This is a genomic window from Clostridium sp. UBA1056, from assembly GCA_002316385.1.
Classification (GTDB): Bacteria; Bacillota; Clostridia; order Clostridiales; family Clostridiaceae; genus Clostridium_J.
In genome coordinates this window covers 236,005-255,085 of the sequence record DCDL01000004.1, presented here as the reverse complement: position 1 = coordinate 255,085, position 19,081 = coordinate 236,005, and the positions used below count along the sequence as shown (strand labels likewise).

At 30.5% G+C, this 19,081-nt stretch carries 17 protein-coding genes and 1 other annotated feature; all 17 genes read left to right on the top strand.

What is annotated here, in order from left to right; genetic code table 11:
* The first annotated feature begins 12 nt into the window (after nucleotides 1-12).
* Nucleotides 13-1,092 carry a tRNA 2-thiouridine(34) synthase MnmA gene (gene mnmA / locus B3W71_RS02240; protein ID WP_346887299.1) on the top strand — a complete coding sequence of 360 codons (1,080 nt, stop codon included), beginning with the start codon at nucleotides 13-15 and terminating at the stop codon, nucleotides 1,090-1,092.
* A gap of 170 nt (nucleotides 1,093-1,262) precedes the next feature.
* Nucleotides 1,263-1,667, top strand: coding sequence for a Fe-S cluster assembly scaffold protein NifU (nifU, locus tag B3W71_RS02235; RefSeq protein ID WP_346887298.1), 405 nt, complete (start codon nucleotides 1,263-1,265; stop codon nucleotides 1,665-1,667).
* 104 nt (nucleotides 1,668-1,771) lie between these two features.
* On the top strand, nucleotides 1,772-2,290 hold the full coding sequence (locus B3W71_RS02230; RefSeq protein ID WP_346887297.1) for a PRC-barrel domain-containing protein: 519 nt from the start codon (nucleotides 1,772-1,774) through the stop codon (nucleotides 2,288-2,290).
* A complete protein-coding gene (locus B3W71_RS02225) occupies nucleotides 2,277-3,311 on the top strand; it encodes an AI-2E family transporter (protein WP_346887296.1) in 1,035 nt (344 codons plus the stop codon). Before B3W71_RS02230 ends, B3W71_RS02225 begins: the two co-directional genes overlap by 14 nt.
* Before the next feature lie 199 nt (nucleotides 3,312-3,510).
* Nucleotides 3,511-3,680, top strand: a binding site (T-box leader).
* A 97-nt stretch (nucleotides 3,681-3,777) separates the two neighbouring features.
* Complete coding sequence (gene alaS / locus B3W71_RS02220) at nucleotides 3,778-6,423, top strand: alanine--tRNA ligase (RefSeq protein WP_346887295.1); 2,646 nt, start codon at nucleotides 3,778-3,780, stop codon at nucleotides 6,421-6,423.
* Between the two features lie 62 nt (nucleotides 6,424-6,485).
* Nucleotides 6,486-6,737 (top strand): IreB family regulatory phosphoprotein, encoded by a 252-nt coding sequence (locus B3W71_RS02215; protein ID WP_035133250.1) that lies wholly within the window; start codon nucleotides 6,486-6,488, stop codon nucleotides 6,735-6,737.
* 271 nt (nucleotides 6,738-7,008) lie between these two features.
* A complete protein-coding gene (ruvX, locus tag B3W71_RS02210) occupies nucleotides 7,009-7,422 on the top strand; it encodes a Holliday junction resolvase RuvX (protein ID WP_346887294.1) in 414 nt (137 codons plus the stop codon).
* Between the two features lie 139 nt (nucleotides 7,423-7,561).
* Nucleotides 7,562-7,825, top strand: coding sequence for a DUF1292 domain-containing protein (locus tag B3W71_RS02205; protein WP_346887293.1), 264 nt, complete (start codon nucleotides 7,562-7,564; stop codon nucleotides 7,823-7,825).
* A 39-nt stretch (nucleotides 7,826-7,864) separates the two neighbouring features.
* Nucleotides 7,865-8,305 (top strand): Fur family transcriptional regulator, encoded by a 441-nt coding sequence (locus B3W71_RS02200; protein ID WP_346887292.1) that lies wholly within the window; start codon nucleotides 7,865-7,867, stop codon nucleotides 8,303-8,305.
* 284 nt (nucleotides 8,306-8,589) lie between these two features.
* Nucleotides 8,590-10,257, top strand: a complete 1,668-nt coding sequence (locus B3W71_RS02195) for a ribonuclease J (RefSeq protein WP_346887291.1) — start codon at nucleotides 8,590-8,592, stop codon at nucleotides 10,255-10,257.
* Between the two features lie 218 nt (nucleotides 10,258-10,475).
* Complete coding sequence (typA, locus tag B3W71_RS02190) at nucleotides 10,476-12,299, top strand: translational GTPase TypA (protein ID WP_346887290.1); 1,824 nt, start codon at nucleotides 10,476-10,478, stop codon at nucleotides 12,297-12,299.
* Nucleotides 12,300-12,323: 24 nt separating this feature from the next.
* Nucleotides 12,324-13,313 (top strand): endolytic transglycosylase MltG, encoded by a 990-nt coding sequence (gene mltG, locus B3W71_RS02185; protein ID WP_346887289.1) that lies wholly within the window; start codon nucleotides 12,324-12,326, stop codon nucleotides 13,311-13,313.
* A 207-nt stretch (nucleotides 13,314-13,520) separates the two neighbouring features.
* Nucleotides 13,521-14,204: an O-methyltransferase gene (locus B3W71_RS02180; RefSeq protein ID WP_346887288.1), complete on the top strand. Its 684-nt coding sequence runs from the start codon at nucleotides 13,521-13,523 to the stop codon at nucleotides 14,202-14,204.
* Nucleotides 14,170-15,396, top strand: coding sequence for a U32 family peptidase (locus tag B3W71_RS02175; protein ID WP_346887287.1), 1,227 nt, complete (start codon nucleotides 14,170-14,172; stop codon nucleotides 15,394-15,396). The genes B3W71_RS02180 and B3W71_RS02175 overlap by 35 nt, the downstream gene beginning before the upstream one ends.
* Nucleotides 15,396-16,022, top strand: a complete 627-nt coding sequence (gene udk, locus B3W71_RS02170; RefSeq protein ID WP_346887286.1) for a uridine kinase — start codon at nucleotides 15,396-15,398, stop codon at nucleotides 16,020-16,022. The genes B3W71_RS02175 and udk overlap by 1 nt, the downstream gene beginning before the upstream one ends.
* An 87-nt stretch (nucleotides 16,023-16,109) precedes the next feature.
* On the top strand, nucleotides 16,110-17,765 hold the full coding sequence (locus B3W71_RS02165) for a peptidoglycan D,D-transpeptidase FtsI family protein (RefSeq protein WP_346887285.1): 1,656 nt from the start codon (nucleotides 16,110-16,112) through the stop codon (nucleotides 17,763-17,765).
* A 262-nt stretch (nucleotides 17,766-18,027) separates the two neighbouring features.
* Nucleotides 18,028-18,729 (top strand): RNA polymerase sporulation sigma factor SigK, encoded by a 702-nt coding sequence (gene sigK, locus B3W71_RS02160; RefSeq protein ID WP_346887284.1) that lies wholly within the window; start codon nucleotides 18,028-18,030, stop codon nucleotides 18,727-18,729.
* The last annotated feature ends 352 nt before the right edge of the window (nucleotides 18,730-19,081 follow it).

Sequence of the window (19,081 nt, the reverse complement as noted above, 5' to 3'; positions counted from 1 at the left end):
TGTGATACTCAGATGAAGAAAAAAGTTGTAATAGGGATGAGCGGAGGAGTTGATAGTTCTGTAGCAGCATATCTTTTAAAAGAACAAGGATACGATGTTACTGGAATAATGATGAAACTAGCTCCAGATAATCCTGAATATGCGGAAAATGAAGGAGGTTGTTGCTCTCTTTCAGCAGTTAATGATGCTAGAAGAGTTGCTGATGTTTTAGATATACCTTTCTATGTTATGAACTTTAAAGCTCCATTTAAGGAACATGTAGTAGATAATTTTGTAGAGGAATATTTTAACGGAAGAACTCCAAATCCGTGTATAGAATGTAATAGAAAAATAAAATTTGAAGAGTTTTTAAGAAAAGTTCAAGGTTTAGGTGCTGATTATATTGCTACTGGGCACTATGCTACTATAGATTTTAAAGATGAAAGATATAGATTAAAGCGTTCAGAAGATGATAGAAAAGATCAAACTTATGCTTTATATACCCTAACTCAAAATCAGTTGGCGCACACTTTAATGCCTTGTGGAGCTTATTCTAAAACTGAAATTAGAGCTATTGCTGAAAAAATAGGTCTAGAGGTCTTTAGAAAGAAAGACTCTCAAGAAATCTGCTTCATACCTGATAATAATCATGGTAATTATATAGCTAGATTTAGTGGAAGAGAAGTTGCACCTGGAAATTTTGTGGATAAAAACGGAAAGGTTTTAGGGAAACATAAGGGTATAGTTTATTATACTATAGGGCAGAGAAAAGGACTTGGAATTGCTCTTGGAAAACCCGTATTTGTAACGAACATAATCCCAGAAAGAAATGAAGTAGTTTTAGGAGATGAATTAGAAATCTTTAATACTACCCTTATTGCTAAAGATATAAATTTAATTCCTATGGATAAAATAGAAGGAGAGATTATGGTAGAGGCTAAGGTGAGATATTCAGCTAAACCTGCTCCTGCTAAGCTAACTCAGATAGATGAAAATCATATTAAGTTAGAGTTTGAAACACCTCAACGTGCTATAACAAAAGGACAGTCTGTTGTTTGCTATCAAGGAAACATAGTTGTTGGTGGAGGAATTATTGAGAAAGTTATTAAATAATAAAATGTAATTTAGCTCCAAAAGAATAAATTATAGCTTAATTTAAAGTGCAATAAAAAGGTGTGAATAATATGTTAGGGTTGTCTTAAAGTAATTTGTCTAGACTTATTAGTAAGTGTAAGCTAGTATACTTTAAGGCAATCCTTGATGCTATTCTAGGAGGTATTTTTATGGATTATAGTGATAAAGTTCTAGAACATTTCTATGCGCCAAGAAATGTAGGTACTTTACCTGATGTTGATGGTATAGGTGAGTGCGGGGATGTAAGGTGTGGAGATGTTATGAAGATATATTTAATTATAGAGAATAATATAATTAAAAAGGCTAAATTTATGACCTTTGGTTGTGGATCTGCCATCGCTTCATCTAGCATTGCCACAGAACTTATTATTGGAAAGACTTTAGAAGAAGCCTGGAATCTTACTAATGAATCTGTTATAGAAGCTTTAGATGGATTACCATCTTCTAAAATTCATTGCTCCGTACTTGCAGAACAAACTATACACAAGGCTATTAATAATTATAGAGAATCTTGTGGTCTTGAAAAGTGGAAAGATAAGTATGATGAAGAATAGATAATAGCTATAGTTACATAGCACAGCTTAATTTAATATTAGTATAAACTCTCTTTAAATAGGCAAGGATAGAAATATAATTTCCTATGAAGGGAGTTTATTTTATGGCTAAAAGTAGAGATTATATATATATGGATGTGATTAATATCCAAGGTAAAAAGATAGGATATATAAAGGATTTATTAGTTGATTTTAATAAAGGGGAAGTGATAGGGTTTAAGATTAATCCGTATAGGTTATTTGGTAAGGATTTTAACGTGCTTAAGGAAAATATAGTATATTATAAGTCACAACTCGTAATTAATAATATAGTTAAGGAGAAATATTTAGAATTTTCGACTATTATGAATATGCATGTAATAGATAAATACTCTAATATACTAGGATTAGTAAGTGAGATCATATTTGATGATGATAATTTTAAGATAAAAGGTATTGCAGTAAAAGATTATAATATTTTCACCATGTTTAAAAAGAGAAGTATTTTATTAAAATCGGATTTAATATTAGGAGATGAGTATATACTGTACTCAACAGAAAATACTAGTATATCTTTAAAATGTATGCCTAATATAGGGAATGGAAAAGCTGCAAGTAAGGATGTATATTATGAAAAGGATTGATTGGAACTGGAATGTCATAAGTAAATTAGTAATAGCCTTATTAAGCGTTGGTATAATAATATTTTTATTATGGAAGTTTCCTATTTTTACAGAGGTATTAGGAGTAATTATAATATCCTTTATAATTTCATATAGCATTAGGCCTTTTCATAAATTATTTACAGAAAGAGGTGTCAATAGAAAGTTAAGTGCTTTAATAGTAATTCTATCTATTATACTGTTTATAGTTGCAATATTTTCTATTTTGATTCCTTGGATATATAGTGAAAGTGCGAATTTTGCAGAAGTAATAGGAGAGATGAAAAGCTATTATGAAAGAATTACTGCAGACGCTAAATATATTACAGATAGTCCTTTTATTAAGGAAGTACTGTATAATTCCTATGAAAAGCTTAAAGTCACACTTATGGTAGTTGTGTCAAATTCTTTATCAAAAATTTTATCCATAGCTGAGAATATGCTATTGCTATTTATAATACCAACTTTAGTATATTTCTTTTTAAGTGACGGGAATCATATTTCAAAGGGGATAATGAAATATATTCCATTTAATAATAAATATGCCATTAGAAGAGCCCTAAATCACATTGATAAGGTAATGGAGAGATATATAATAACTCAATTTGAATTATGTGGAATAATTGGTATACTGACCTTTATAGCACTAAAGACTAGCGGTATAAAATATGCTCTAATATTATCTTTGGTTAATGCAATATTTAATATAATACCGTACTTTGGACCAGTTATAGGGGCAATTCCTATAATCATAATAGCTCTATTAACATCAACTAAAAAGGCTATTATAGTTATATTTTGGTTATTTGTAATTCAACAACTAGAAGGGGATATTATATGTCCTAAAATTTTAGGTGAAACTGTGGATTCTCATCCAGTAACCATACTACTGCTACTTATAATAGGCGGTAGTATAGGAGGTATTATAGGTATGATTCTTGTAATTCCAGTATGGGTAATGATTAAAATAGTAGTAGAAGAAATAGATTATTATTTATTTTAGCTTAGAATTATTGACAATTAGTAAAATGCTAAATATAATTTATCATATAAGTAGGGAACCCAAATCTACGATTTGGTGTGAATCACTTACTCAGTGAGCGTAGTGAGTCGAGTTTCATTTAAGTAGAGAACCCAAATCTATGATTTGGTGTGAATCACTTACTCAGTGAACGTAGTGAGTCGAGTTTCATTTAAATAAATATGAAGTAATGATAAGAATTAGTAGGTATGAGAAGCTTTCAGAGAGAAAGTGGATGGTGAAAACTTTCAGTGGAACATATTGAAGCTGTCTTGGAGCTATAATTAATTAAGAGATACTAGTTAATCTAGTATAATTAGGGTGGTAACGCGGAAACCTTTCGTCCCTTTTAAGGGAGGAGGGTTTTATTTTTTTATTTTTTAAATTTTATTTTAGTGAAAATTGAATAAAAGTCACTGATAATAGAAAGAATTAGGAGGAATGAAATATGAACAATATGAGTTTAAATGAAATAAGAGAAAGTTTTTTAAAGTTTTTCGAAAGTAAAGAGCACTTAAGACTTAATAGCTTTTCTCTAGTACCTAAAAATGATAAAAGCCTTTTACTAATAAATGCTGGTATGGCACCACTAAAGCCATATTTCACTGGTATTCAGACACCGCCAAGTAAAAGAGTTACAACTTGTCAAAAATGTATTAGAACTGGAGATATTGACAATGTAGGAAAAACTTCAAGACACGGTACTTTCTTTGAAATGTTAGGAAACTTTTCTTTTGGAGATTATTTTAAAGAAGAGATCATAGTATGGGCTTGGGAGTATATAACAGAGGTTTTAAAAATATCAAAGGATAGACTATATGTAACTATATATCTTGAGGATGATGAAGCGTTTGATATTTGGACTGCGAAAACTGACATAGATCCAAGTAAAATTTTTAGATTAGGCAAAGAAGATAACTTCTGGGAGCATGGTGCTGGTCCATGTGGTCCGTGTACAGAAATTCACTATGATAGACAATCGAATCTTCCACAAATAAAGACTACTGAAGAATTCATTAAAGCTAGTGATGAGGATAGAATAATTGAATTTTGGAACTTAGTTTTTACACAATTTGATGGAGATGGTAAAGGTGGATATGAGAGATTAGCCAATCCTAATATAGATACAGGAATGGGATTAGAGAGAATATCTACTATAATGCAAGGTGTGGATAATATCTTTGAAGTAGACACAATTAAAGATGTTTTAAATGCAGTTTGTAAAAAATCTGGGAAAACTTATGGTGATAATAAAGACTTAGATGTATCTATAAGAATAATCACTGATCATATAAGAAGTTTAACTTTTATGATTGGAGATGGAATTTTACCGTCTAATGAAGGTAGAGGATATGTCTTAAGAAGACTTCTAAGAAGAGCTGCACGACACGGAAGAATTTTAGGAATTTCAGGTATATTCTTAAATGAACTTTGTGATGTAGTTATTAAAAGTTCAAAGGATGCTTACGGAGAGCTAGAAGAGAAAAAAGATTATATTAAAAAGGTTATAGGTTTAGAAGAAGAGAGATTTGAAGAGACTATAGATCAGGGTATGGATATATTAAAGTCTTATATTGATGAGATGAATACAGAAAGCACAAAGATTTTAAGTGGCGAAAAAGCATTTAAACTTTATGATACTTTTGGGTTTCCGGTGGAGCTTACTGAAGAAATTTTAGTTGAAAAAGGAATGAAAATTGACTTTGAGGCTTTCCATAAAGAAATGGAAAATCAAAGGAATACAGCAAGAGCTGCAAGGGGTACATCAAACTACATGGGAAATGATGAAGGTGCCTTGAATAATATTCCAATAGAAATAACTACTGAGTTTTTAGGGTATGGTACTACAGACAGTAAAGGTAAAGTATTATTCATGGTAAAAGATGATGATTTTATCAATGATGCTGGAGAAGGGGAAAAGTTTGTAGTTGTTACTGACAAAACTCCATTTTATGCAGAAATGGGAGGTCAAGTAGGAGATATTGGAATTATAGAGACTGATAAATTCCAGGGAAAAATTTACGATTGCAAAAAGAGTACTAGAGGTCATATTCTTCATTTTGTAGAAGGCATCAAGGGAGAGCTTAAAATAAATGACATGGTTCAGCTATCAGTAGATTCAGCTATGAGAAATAACATATGTAAAAACCATACTGCTACTCATATGCTTCACGAAGCTTTAAAAGAAGTTTTAGGAGATCATGTAAACCAAGCAGGATCTTATGTAGATGGAGATAGATTAAGATTTGACTTTACTCATTTCTCAGCTATGACACCTGAACAGTTAAAAGAAGTTGAAGAAGATTTAAATAGCCAAATTCTTAAAGCCTATGAAGTTAATACGGAAGTTATGTCTATAGATGAAGCTAAGGCTAAGGGAGCTGTTGCTCTATTTGATGATAAGTATAAAGAGGATGTTAGAGTTGTATCTGTAGGTGGATATAGCAAGGAGCTATGTGGTGGAACTCATGTTAAAAACTCAGGAGAAATAGGCTTATTCAAGATTTTAAGTGAGAGTGGTGTAGCAGCTGGAATTAGGAGAATTGAAGCTGTTACAGGTATTAAATCTGAAAGTTATGTAAATGAAAAAGAAGAATTATTAAAAGAAGTATCAGCGGTATTAAAGTGTGGAGAAAAGGATTTATTAAACAAATTAAATGGGTTACTTTCCACTTTAAAAGAAAGAGAAAAGGAAATTCAAGGGCTAAAAGAAAAATTAGCTAGTGGTATTGAAGATGAAATAATTAATAAAGCTGAAAATATTAAAGGGATTAATGTAATTGCTGCTGCTTTAGATGATATTGAAGGAGATGCACTTAGGAATCTATGTGATAAGCTTAGAAATAAGGTTTCAGATGCAGTAGTAGTCCTTGGAAGTAGAGTTGCTGGAAAGGTTCAATTTGTAGTAATGGCTAGCAAAGAAGCTGTTGCAAAAGGAGCTCATGCTGGAAAGATTATTAAAGAGGTAGCTATCATCACTGGCGGTGGTGGTGGTGGAAGACCTGATATGGCTCAAGCAGGTGGAAAGAAGCCAGAAAAACTAGATGAAGCAATTTCGAAGGTAAGTGAAATAGTAGAAACTTTAGTAAAGTAGTATACTTTTTGCTTTCAATGATGGTATAATAAGAAATAAAGTAAGGTTAAGAAGGTGATATAATGGATAAACAGCATACAGTTCAGTTTGATGTAATGAAAGATAAGAAGGATATGACAAAAGTTATACTAACTGATGTATATGATGCTCTAATTGAGAAGGGCTATAATCCAGTTAACCAGCTAGTGGGATATCTTATATCTGGTGACCCAACTTATATAACCAACTATAATGGCGCAAGAGCATTGGTAAGTAAACTAGAGCGAGACGAGATATTAGAAGAAGTTTTAAAATCTTATCTAGATATAAAATAAAAATGCCTTTAAAGGCATTTTTATTTTAAAATTACACAAAATAGATACTAGGCATAGCCTATGAAGTTAGTATATAGCATGGGGTAATGAATTAAATTTATCCATTAAAATAAATTATCATATATCTATGTTGTTATAATACATAGAATTAATATTATAATGACATTAATTTATAATATAATAAGAAGATTAAGGAGCTCCTATAGGATGATAAAGACGAGGTTTATCAATAGGGAGTTCCGTATCTGCAATATGCAGTGAGGAGAAAAGCATGAGAATACTTGGATTAGATGTGGGAGATAGAACTATTGGAGTAGCTATAAGTGACCCACTAGGCTTCACAGCACAAGGAATCACTACCATTAGACGTAAAAAGGAAGAAAAGGATATTGAGGAAATTGTAAAGATATGCAATGAATATAATGTTGAAACCATAATTTCAGGATTACCTAAGAATATGAATGGTACTATAGGTGAGCAAGCGGAGAAGGTTCAAAGATTTTGTGAAGTTCTAAAAGAACATATAAATATAGAAATTAAATTTTGGGATGAGAGACTTACTACTAGAGCAGCTCATATGGCTATGTTAGAAGCTGACATGTCAAGGAAAAAAAGAAAAGGCTTAGTTGATAAGATTGCTGCTACTTACATTTTACAAGGATACTTGGATAGCCTTAGTAAATAGTATTCTGTTTCATTTTATATTGATGAATCACAGTATAATTTAAATTGGTAATTATAGCTTACATAATGAATTTATAGTATGGATAAGTTTTAATATAAAAAGAAAACATTACAAAGAATTAAAAGGAGGAGAAAATTTTATGGATAATTTTTTAGAGAATATAACATTAACTGACGAAGAAGGTAATGATGTTGAGTTTGAAGTTATAACAAAATTAGAAATAGAAGATACAGAGTATTTCATAGTAGCACCTATTGATGATGAAAATGAGGATGCTATTGCATTAAAGGTTGTTAAAGATGAAGATGGAGAAGAATACTTTGCAACAGTAGAGGATGAAGAAGAGTTCAGTATAGTTAATGATGCTTTTGAAACTCTATATGATGAAGGTGTTATAGAGTAAATATACTTCACCTGGTGGTGGAAGGAGTTGTGTTAATTTATGTCTAATGAAAAAATTGAAAATTTAAAACTTATTCTGAAAGAAAAAGGCTATAAATTGACACCTCAAAGAAGGTCTATACTTGATGAAATTATTAAAAACGAAGGTAGCCACTTAACCACAGAAGAAATATATGATTTAGTAAAGGTTAATTGTCCTGAAATTGGACTTGCGACTGTATATAGAACCGTTCAGTTATTAGAAGATATGGGGGTTCTGTATAAGCTTGATTTAGATGATGGATGCAATAGATACGAACTTTGTGATGAAGATGAAAGTCATCAACATCATCATTTGATTTGTCAGAATTGTGGTAAAGTCATTGAGGTTGAAGGAGATCTTTTAGAGGAGTTAGAACAGGGAATAGAAAAAAAATATAATTTTAAGATTAAAAATCATAGCTTAAAATTTTATGGGATTTGTGATAATTGCTCTTTATAATAATATAAATAAATTTCTCAGATAAATGATTATATATAAATATATGACTGTGCTGATACTCGACTTTAGGAAGATGATAGTATTAAGTCGATGAGTCAACGGGGAAATTTTATTATTATTAGTAGAGATGTTATATAAAATAAATCTATGCTATAAGAATTTGAATTTAAAGTTAAATTTTTATATGTTTAGATTAAATTAATATGCTCAAAAAAACTTTATCTTTCATATTAATAAAGTTAGGGAGAGCATAAAGCAAATTACGAAAAAAGGAGGGTAGAGTTTTGAAAAAAGAAAAAGAGAAGATTAAAATAATTCCCTTAGGGGGATTAAATGAGATAGGTAAAAATCTAACGGCTATAGAATATAAAAATGATATAGTTGTTATCGACTGCGGACTTAAATTCCCAGATGATGAGATGTTGGGAATAGACGTAGTTATACCAGATGTAACCTATCTAATTAAGAATATTGATAGAGTTACTGGGATTTTCTTAACCCATGCTCATGAAGATCACATTGGTGCTCTACCATATGTATTAAAACAACTTAATGTTCCTATCTATGGAACTAAACTTACACTAGGAATTGTGGAAAGTAAGTTAAAGGAACATGCATTATTAGGAGTGGTTGACTTAAGGGAAGTTAAACCAAAGGATATTATAAAGCTTACAAGTGTATCTGTTGAATTTATTAAAACTAATCATAGTATTGCAGATTCAGTAGCTATAGCTATACACACACCTTTAGGGGTAGTGCTTCATACTGGAGATTTTAAGATTGACTTTACACCTATAGATGGTAAAGTTGCAGATTTGGCTAGATTTGCAGAGTTAGGTAAAAAAGGTGTAACAGTACTTCTTGCAGACAGTACTAATGTAGAAAGACCAGGGTATACTATGTCTGAAAGCATAGTAGGTGAAAGTTTTGAAAAGATTTTTCATGGTGCAAAAGGTAGAGTTATTGTTGCAACCTTTGCTTCAAATATTCATAGAGTTCAACAGATAATTACAGCTGCTAGTAAGTATGGTAGAAAAGTTGCACTTTCAGGTAGAAGCATGGAAAATATAATTGCAGTTGCTATAGAACTTGGATATATTAATATAGAAGAGGATGCATTAATCAGCATAGATGCTATAGGAAAATATCGTGATGATGAAATTGTTATGATAACTACTGGTAGTCAAGGAGAACCTATGGCAGCACTCTCAAGAATGGCAGCTTCTGAGCATAAGAAGGTAAATATACAAAAGGGAGACCTAGTAATATTATCTGCAAGTCCAATACCAGGAAATGAAAAGCTGGTTTCAAAGGTTATAAACCAATTGTTTAAAAAAGGAGCAGAAGTAGTATATGAATCCTTAGCAGAAGTACACGTGTCAGGGCATGCATGTCAAGAAGAATTAAAACTTATGCAAGCATTAGTAAAACCAAGATCTTTTATACCAGTGCATGGAGAATATAGACATTTAAAACAACATGGTGAATTAGCTGTTAAGTTAGGTTTACCAGAAAAAAATGTTTATTTGGGAGAAAATGGAGATGTTATTGAAGTTAGCAGAACATCCATAAGAAAAGCTGGTACAGTAGCTTCAGGTCAAGTATTTGTAGATGGACTTGGAGTTGGAGATGTTGGAAATATTGTTCTTAGAGATAGAAAGCATCTATCACAAGATGGTATTTTGACAGTTGTAGTTACTATGGGTAAAGATACTGGAAGTGTTATTGCAGGACCAGATATAATTTCAAGAGGCTTTGTCTATGTTAGAGAATCTGAGGATTTAATGGATAAAGCGAGAGAAGTTGTTAGAGAGGCACTTACAGAGTGTGAAGAAAAGCACATTACAGAATGGCCTACTATAAAAGCTACTATTAGAGAAGCTCTTAGGGAGTATCTATATGAAAAGACTAAGAGACGTCCAATGATTTTACCTATAATTATGGAAGTTTAATGATTTAAACTTTTCACTATTATTAATTACTTTAAAATACATTACACAAATAGTAATTAATGATAAATCTATTCTATGTTGGAATTTAATAATGTTTTAATAACATTGACTTTTTATCCACATAATATTAGAATTGAAATAGTTAATTTAAATTGGATACTCAAGTATCCAATTTTATTTTGTAGTTTATTATTAAAATAAAATTTTGGAGGAAAAATATGAATTTATATACAAGAGAAGATATAAGAAATATTGCTATAATAGCCCACGTTGACCATGGTAAGACAACTTTAGTAGACGCGCTTTTAAAGCAAAGTAAAGTTTTTAGAGAAAATGAAGTAATGCAAGAAAGAGTTATGGACTCAAATGATTTAGAGAGAGAAAGAGGAATTACTATTCTTTCAAAAAATACTGCAGTAATGTATAATGGAGTAAAAATAAACATTATAGATACTCCAGGGCATGCTGATTTTGGTGGAGAAGTTGAACGTGTACTTAAGATGGTAGATAGTGTTTTACTTGTAGTAGATGCCTATGAAGGTGCTATGCCACAGACTAAATTCGTTCTAAAAAAAGCATTAGAACTTGGATTAGCTCCAATGGTTGTTATTAATAAAATTGATAGAAAAGATGCAAGACCAGAAGCAGTTATAGATGAAATCTTTGACTTATTTGTAGAATTAGGTGCTACAGATGAACAATTAGATTTTAAGGTTATATATGCATCTGCAAGAGAAGGGGTTGCTGTAGCTGAACTTGAAGATGAAGCTGTAGATATGATTCCATTATTCGAAGCCATAATCGAAACAGTACATCCACCAAAAGGTTACATAGACGAGCCATTACAAATGCTTGTAACATCAATAGATTATAACGAGTATGTTGGTAAAATTGGAATAGGTAAAATTGAAAGAGGAGCTATTAAAAAGAATCAAACAGTAGCTCAAATGTCCAAGGACGGAAGTAAGAAAAATGTAAAAGTATCAAATGTTTATACTTACGATGGATTAAAAAGAGTTGAGGTAGAAGAAGCTCAACTTGGTGATATTATAGCTATATCAGGAATTCCTGGTATCAATATTGGAGAAACAATAGCTGATGCTGCAAATCCAGAAGCGTTACCATTTATAGATATTGACGAGCCAACTCTTAGTATGAACTTTATAGTTAATAACTCACCTTTTGCAGGTCAAGATGGAGACTTTGTTACATCTAGACACTTAAGAGATAGACTTATGAAAGAACTTGAAACTAACGTAAGTTTAAAAGTTGAAGAAACTGATTCAGCGGACTCATTTAAAGTTAGTGGAAGGGGAGAACTTCACCTTTCAATTCTTATTGAAACTATGAGAAGAGAAGGATATGAATTCCAAGTATCTAAGCCATCTGTTATATACAAACATGAAAATGGAGAACTTTTAGAACCTATGGAAAACTTAACAATGGACGTACCAGAAGAGTATATGGGAGTTGTTATGGAAAAGATGGGTCCTAGAAAAGCAGAGATGATTAACATGACTAGTGCTGTCAATGGATACACAAGGCTTGAATTTAAAGTTCCATCAAGAGGAATAATTGGATTAAGAAATGAGTTTATGACTGAAACTAGAGGAAATGGAATAATGAACCACGTTTTAGTTGGTTATGAGAAATATAAAGGCGACATAATGGAAAGAAGTAGAGGATCTTTAGTTGTATTTGAATCTGGAGAATCTATTGGATATGGACTATTCAATGCACAAGAAAGAGGAAGGTTATTCATAGGGCCAGGAGTACCAGTATACCAAGGTATGGTTTGTGGAGAATGTTCTAGAAATGAAGATATTGAAGTAAATGTATGTAAGAAAAAGCATCTTTCAAACACAAGATCTTCAGGATCAGATGATGCTCTAAAATTAATACCAGTACCTAATATGTCATTAGAACAATGTATAGAATTTATAGCATCTGATGAGCTTGTAGAGGTTACTCCAAAAACTATAAGATTAAGAAAGAAAATACTAGATCCAACCCTAAGAAAGAGAGCAGCATTAAAGAAATAATATTTCTATTCATGGGGGTGTAATATGAAGAAAATTGTAGGTATAGTTGTGATAGTGCTGATAGCAATATTAACAGCTAGTGGCTTTTATTACAATTATGTGACAAAGGCTCCATTCAAGGGTGAAGAAATTACAATAGTTGTAAACGAAGGGGATTCTCTTTACAACATATTAGATAGATTAGATAGTCAGGGTTTTATAAAAAATAAAAATCTAATTAAGGTGTATATGAGGTTGCATAACACTTCAGTAGAGCTTGTACCAGGAACTTTTAAGGTATCAGGGAAGTCTAGTTTAGATGAGCTGATAGATGTTTTGAAAAATAAAAACAATGAAGGTTCTATATCTGTAACTATACCAGAGGGATATGATATAGAAAAAATGGCTATATTATTTGAGGAGAAGGGATTATTTACTAAGGATGAGTTTTTAAAAGCAGTAAAAGAATATCCAGCTCCAGACTATATCCCAGCAAAGGAAGGAAGAAGGTATGATTTAGAAGGATTTTTATTTCCTGATACATATTTCTTTAATCAAGGAGTTCAACCTAATGAAGTTATAGCTACTATGAATAATGCTTTTAATTCTAAGATCAATAGTATTATTCCTGAAGGAGCTAATGTTTACGATATAATAACTATAGCTTCTCTTATAGAAAATGAGACTAGGGTGGATGAAGAAAGACCATTAGTTTCCTCGGTTATATACAATAGGTTAAAGAGTGATAATATGAATAAGCTACAGATTGATGCTACAGTTATATACGCTTTAGGTGAGCATGTTGATACTGTTTTGTATAAGCATTTAGAGGTAGATTCACCTTATAATACTTATAAAAATGATGGATTACCATTAGGGCCTATATCTAGTCCAGGATTAGCATCTATTTCTGCAGCAGCTAGTCCTGAAAGTACAGATTATCTGTTTTATGTTCTAGAAAAAGATAAAATGCATCATTATTTTACTAATAATGATGTGGATTTTATGAACAAGTTAGAAGAATTAGGATATTAAAATACTAAATTTAGTATAAGCATATAAGGTTGTAAGCTCAATAATTTTGAGCTTATAACTTTATGCTATAAATATCTTATTAGAAATACTTTATACTATGTAATTATTATATGGTTGATAAAGAATTTATATGACATAGATATTAGAATTTTGAATATAGTAAATAAGTTAAAGAGTAAATTATATAGGAATTATATGGAGGAAGATATGAGCGGTATTACATATGATTATATGGAAAAGTACTTAAGAGGTCTCATAGGAGATTCTAAAGGAATATTAAAAGAATTAGAAGATTTTGCGGAAGAGAACGCAGTACCTATAGTTCAAAAGGAAACTGCTAGATTAATAGAGTTTATGATTAACATGAAAAAACCCCAAAAAATACTTGAACTTGGAACAGCGATAGGATACTCCTCCATTTTAATGTCCTTAGCATCAGAAAATAATGTTACTATAACTACCATTGAAAGAGATGAAAAAATGGTAACTATAGCAACTGAAAATATAAAAAAAACAGGTTTAGATAATCAGATATCAATAGTACAAGGTGATTGTTTAGAAATTCTTGAAGGTTTAGACGATGAATATGATTTAATTTTTATGGATGCAGGAAAAGGACATTATAGTGAGTTTTTACCTCATTGCATAAGAATGTTATCAAAGGATGGAATAATTATATCAGATAATGTATTATTTAGAGGGATGGTTGCATGTAAAGACCTGATGATAAAAAGAAAAATTACTATAGTGAAAAGAATGAAGAAATACATGGAAACAATCTCAAAAGATGAAAACTTACTTACAACAGTAATACCAATGGGAGATGGTATAGCACTGACAGTCAGGAGGAATGAAAATGAAAAGACCGGAATTATTAGCTCCAGCAGGTAACTTGGAGAAACTTAAAGCAGCAATAAACTTTGGAGCAGATGCAGTATATTTAGGTGGAAGCAAGTTAAATCTTAGAGCTTTTGCAGATAATTTTAGTAATGAAGAATTATTAGAAGGAATAGAGTTCGCTCATTCAAAGGGTAAAAAAGTCTATGTAACTTTAAATGTATTCCCACATAATGAAGATTTAGAAGGTCTAGAAGATTATCTTAAGGAATTATATGAAGCTAAAGTAGATGCAATTATAGTTTCAGACCCCGGTATAATTATGATGGCTAGAGAAACAGTGCCAAATATGGAGTTGCATTTAAGCACTCAGGCTAATACAGTTAACTGGAAGACTTGTGAGTTTTGGCATAAGATGGGAGTTAAAAGGGTTGTTTTAGCTAGAGAATTATCCCTTGAAGAAATTAAAAAGGTGCAAGATAGAATACCTGAAACTATGGATTTAGAGATATTTGTTCATGGCTCCATGTGCATGGCTTACTCTGGAAGATGCCTTATATCTAACTATATGGTAGGAAGAGATTCTAATAGAGGATCTTGTGCGCAACCATGTAGATATAAGTATCACCTAGTAGAGGAAAAGCGTGAGGGAGAATATTATCCTATTGTTGAGGATGATAAAGGAACTTACATAATGAACTCTAAGGATTTATGTATGATTGAGCATATTCCAGAACTTATGGAAACTGGAGCACTATCATTTAAAATAGAAGGTAGAATGAAGAGTACTTACTATGTAGCAAGTATTGTTAAAGCTTATAGAGAAGCTATAGATGAATATATGAAGTCCCCAACAGATTATAAATTTAATCCAAGATGGTTAGAAGATTTAAATAAACCTAGCCATAGACAATATTACACTGGATTTTATTTAAATGAGGAAAATAAACAAGTTCAGGACAGTTCAGCTTACGTGAGAAATTATGATATTGTAGGTATTGTTAAGGATTATAATAAAGATACAGGAATAGTTACTATTGAACATAGAAATAAAGTAATTGAGGGAGCTCAGGTTGAGGTTATGAGACCAGTAGGTGAGAATAAACAAGTTGTTTTAAAAGACCTTCACGATGAAAAAGGAAATAAAATTGAATCAGCACCTAGCGCAAAAATGATATATACTGCTAAAGTTGATGAAGAATTAGAGGAAAATGATATTATAATAAAGGCTAAGGAGGAAGTTTAATGAAACGTCCAATTATAATAGGAATAACAGGTGGAACTGGCTCAGGAAAAAGCACTATTGCAAAGGAAATATGCAAAAGCTTTGATGAAAATTGTATAGCGATGATAGAGCAAGATTGTTATTATAAGGACCAAAGCCACTTAACTATGGAAGACAGAGTAAAGACAAACTATGACCATCCATATGCCTTTGATACAACATTATTAGTAAATCATTTAAAATCTTTAATTGATGGTAAATCTATTGAAAAACCTCAATATGATTTTGAGGTACATAACAGAAAGAAAGAAACTGTACCAGTGGAGTCAAGAGAAATAATAATAGTAGAGGGAATTCTTGTTCTTGAGGATGAAGCTCTTAGAGATATGCTAGATATAAAAATATATGTAGATACTGATGCAGATGTAAGATTTATAAGAAGATTAGTAAGAGATATTAATGAAAGAGGAAGAACTGTCGATTCAGTTATAACTCAATATTTAACAGTAGTTAAGCAAATGCATGAGCAATTTACAGAGAATACTAAGAAGTATGCAAATATTATTATACCAGAAGGTGGACACAATAAAGTAGCTATAGAGGTTATTAAAGGAAATATCCATCAAATTTTAGCAAGACAAGAATAAACAATATAGATCAATATAAACAACTTTCAAATTTTGGTATTAAACACCTTCCTTTAGTCAAAGATTATACTAAAGGAGGTGTTTTTATTGTTTCGTAAAAGTAACAAGAAACAAGTAACTGTGAGAAATTATATATTTCTATCCATGATGGTAGTAACATTTATGGGATTAATTATAAGACTTGTTCATGTCCAACTAATGGAAGGTCCAGCTCTTTCGGTATCGGCTAACGAGCAATATTATTATGAAGAGGACATAAATAATGTTAATTTTAAGTTGCTTGATAGAAATAATGAGAATCTTTTTGAAAGTACATTAAGATATTATGCAGTAATAGATCCGATAACTTTTTATACATTGAATGAGGAGTTAGCTTTTATTCCAATGAAAAATATTTCATATATACTACGAGGTTATAATAAGGATTATGATGTATCTTTACTTCAATATGAAATGGGAAGTGGGAATAAAAAATATGAAATTGATAAAGAGTGCTATGAAAAGTTAAAAGCTGTAGAAGCTGTACGAGGAGTATATTTATATGAATATACTGAGTATAAAAAGAGTAATGATTGGAATATAAAAAATATATTAGCTAGCGGAGTAAAGTATTCTGATAATTCACAGTTAAAAGATGAAGGAACTTTAGAAAGAGAAATATATGAATATACAAAGAATAATAAAAAAGAACAGTTAAAACTTGAAAAAGATGTTAGTGGTAATATAATCAAAGAAGTTTTTAGTGATACTAAAGATAATGCTAATGTAGTTACAACTTTAGATTATAATATCCAAAGAAAAATAGAAGAAATTTTAAGAAGTAAAAATTATGAGAAGTATGGGCAAATTGGGGCCATATTAATGGAAAGTGATACGGGTAATATACTATCTATGGCACAGAAAGATGATAGTTTATCAAATGTAAATATTGGAGTTCCTAGTGGTAATGGATTCTTGCTTGGTTCTACCTTTAAAACTATAGTATATGAATCTGCTTTAGAAAATCAATTAATAGGAATAGATGAAAAGTTTTATTTGAATGGAATTTTTCCTAAAAGTATTGAAAAATTGGGTTCATATAATATGCAACAGGCATATATAGCATCATCTAATGATACTTTTGCACAAATTGGATGGAAAGTTGGAATGGATAGGATATATGAATTATCTAATGAACTAGGATTATTTAATAAGACATTAAATCTTCAAGATGAAAAAAGTGGGATTATAGAAGGATATAAGGAAGAAAATAATTTAGACATTATTACTAATACATCCATAGGCCAAACGGTGAGAACTACACCATTAGCAGCACTAACAATTCCTAATACTGTAGTTAATGGTGGTAAATATATTCAACCTAAAATTGTAAAGGAAATTATAAATGTAGATGGTAAAATATTAAAGAAGTATGAAAATAAATCTAAAGAAGTGTTTAGCCAAAGTACTGCTAATATAATTAAGGAAGGCATGATAGGGGTAGTAAATGATGATTTAGGCACAGGAACTAATGCTAAAATAGATAATTTAGAGGTGGGAGGTAAAACAGGAACTACTGAATATTTTGAAGGAGAGAAAAAATGCTCTGACGGATGGTTCGCAGGTTTTTTTAACTATAAAAATAAGTATTATTCAATGGTTATATATTTACCACAAATAGAGGAAATGAATGGAAGTAGCCAAGTTGCATGTTCTGTATTTAAGGATATTATAGAAAATTTAATTAAGGAAAGTTATCTATAGTTAAGTGAGGATAATTTTAGATAAGGTTGATATGGTATTAAAGTTTAATTGAACTTATTTAGAGGATTCATTTATATTTTCATGAATTATGGAATCGTTACTATATTACTATAGGTAAGCCATATATAACTTTATATAAATATATAAAGAATATAATATGACTAAAATTTTAAATTTTTCATTTAAATAAATATTTCAATATAGTCACTTTTCTCCCTGAGAGAACATATTATAATAATAAGCACTATTAGGGGGAGCATAAATGTTTTGCTTGAGTTGGTTATTGAACGTAATTAGTGAATATGCCTTACTTACAGGATATGTTTCGGGAAACAATTCTTTTCCACAACCACTTACAGAAGTAGAAGAAAAGGAATATTTACAGAGATTAAAAGATGGAGATCCTGAAGCAAAGTGTGTCTTAGTTGAAAGAAATCTAAGATTAGTAGCACATATAGTTAAAAAATATTCATTTCCTGGGAAAGAAGTGGATGATTTAATATCCATAGGAACTGTGGGGCTAATTAAGGCTATAGATTCATTCGATATGGACAAGGGAACTAGGCTAGCAACTTACGCCGCAAGATGTATAGAGAATGAGATTCTTATGCTTATTAGAAATAATAAGAAAATTAAAAGTGAAGTTTACCTACAGGATCCAATTGGACTAGATAAGGAAGGAAATGAGATATCTCTTATGGACATATTAAGTAGTGATAAGGATTCTATTTTGGAAGTGGTGGAAAACAAGATACAAGTGAAAAAGCTATATTTTATATTGGAAACGTGTCTTCAAGAAAGAGAGAAAAAGATAATAGAAATGCGGTATGGATTAATAGATGGTAAACCCAAAACTCAAAGAGAAATAGCTTTAATATTAGGAATTTCAAGGTCTTATGTGTCTAGAATAGAGAAAAGAGCATTAAAGAAGTTGCTTAAAGAATTAAATTTTGGTGAAGCTTAGTAACATATCTTAATCTAATATTTAAATATTTGCTATATAATTATTTTCATACTATGAAAGATATTGATATGTATTAATTTATAAATAAATTGTAAGTTAATACATATCATATTTTAATTTTAGAAATTTTAGGTTCAAACTAAAAGAATTAAATAAATTTTATATATGAATATATATAAGTTTTAATAAAGCTTATACCATAAATTTGTTTGAAATCCTAGATTACACTAAAGAGTATTAATGAGTTCTATTTATTGGAACTTATATAAATATAAAAATTTTTATTATAATTATATACATTGATAAGCAAATAGAAATTATTGTAAACTTAAAGTAAGATATATAATTAAAA

What these genes read in the sequence shown, in the direction of transcription:
- mnmA (WP_346887299.1), top strand. Translation starts at nt 13, where the DNA reads ATGAAGAAAAAAGTTGTAATAGGGATGAGCGGAGGAGTTGATAGTTCT.
- nifU (WP_346887298.1), top strand. Translation starts at nt 1,263, where the DNA reads ATGGATTATAGTGATAAAGTTCTAGAACATTTCTATGCGCCAAGAAAT.
- B3W71_RS02230 (WP_346887297.1), top strand. Translation starts at nt 1,772, where the DNA reads ATGGCTAAAAGTAGAGATTATATATATATGGATGTGATTAATATCCAA.
- B3W71_RS02225 (WP_346887296.1), top strand. Translation starts at nt 2,277, where the DNA reads ATGAAAAGGATTGATTGGAACTGGAATGTCATAAGTAAATTAGTAATA.
- alaS (WP_346887295.1), top strand. Translation starts at nt 3,778, where the DNA reads ATGAACAATATGAGTTTAAATGAAATAAGAGAAAGTTTTTTAAAGTTT.
- B3W71_RS02215 (WP_035133250.1), top strand. Translation starts at nt 6,486, where the DNA reads ATGGATAAACAGCATACAGTTCAGTTTGATGTAATGAAAGATAAGAAG.
- ruvX (WP_346887294.1), top strand. Translation starts at nt 7,009, where the DNA reads ATGAGAATACTTGGATTAGATGTGGGAGATAGAACTATTGGAGTAGCT.
- B3W71_RS02205 (WP_346887293.1), top strand. Translation starts at nt 7,562, where the DNA reads ATGGATAATTTTTTAGAGAATATAACATTAACTGACGAAGAAGGTAAT.
- B3W71_RS02200 (WP_346887292.1), top strand. Translation starts at nt 7,865, where the DNA reads ATGTCTAATGAAAAAATTGAAAATTTAAAACTTATTCTGAAAGAAAAA.
- typA (WP_346887290.1), top strand. Translation starts at nt 10,476, where the DNA reads ATGAATTTATATACAAGAGAAGATATAAGAAATATTGCTATAATAGCC.
- mltG (WP_346887289.1), top strand. Translation starts at nt 12,324, where the DNA reads ATGAAGAAAATTGTAGGTATAGTTGTGATAGTGCTGATAGCAATATTA.
- B3W71_RS02180 (WP_346887288.1), top strand. Translation starts at nt 13,521, where the DNA reads ATGAGCGGTATTACATATGATTATATGGAAAAGTACTTAAGAGGTCTC.
- B3W71_RS02175 (WP_346887287.1), top strand. Translation starts at nt 14,170, where the DNA reads ATGAAAAGACCGGAATTATTAGCTCCAGCAGGTAACTTGGAGAAACTT.
- udk (WP_346887286.1), top strand. Translation starts at nt 15,396, where the DNA reads ATGAAACGTCCAATTATAATAGGAATAACAGGTGGAACTGGCTCAGGA.
- sigK (WP_346887284.1), top strand. Translation starts at nt 18,028, where the DNA reads ATGTTTTGCTTGAGTTGGTTATTGAACGTAATTAGTGAATATGCCTTA.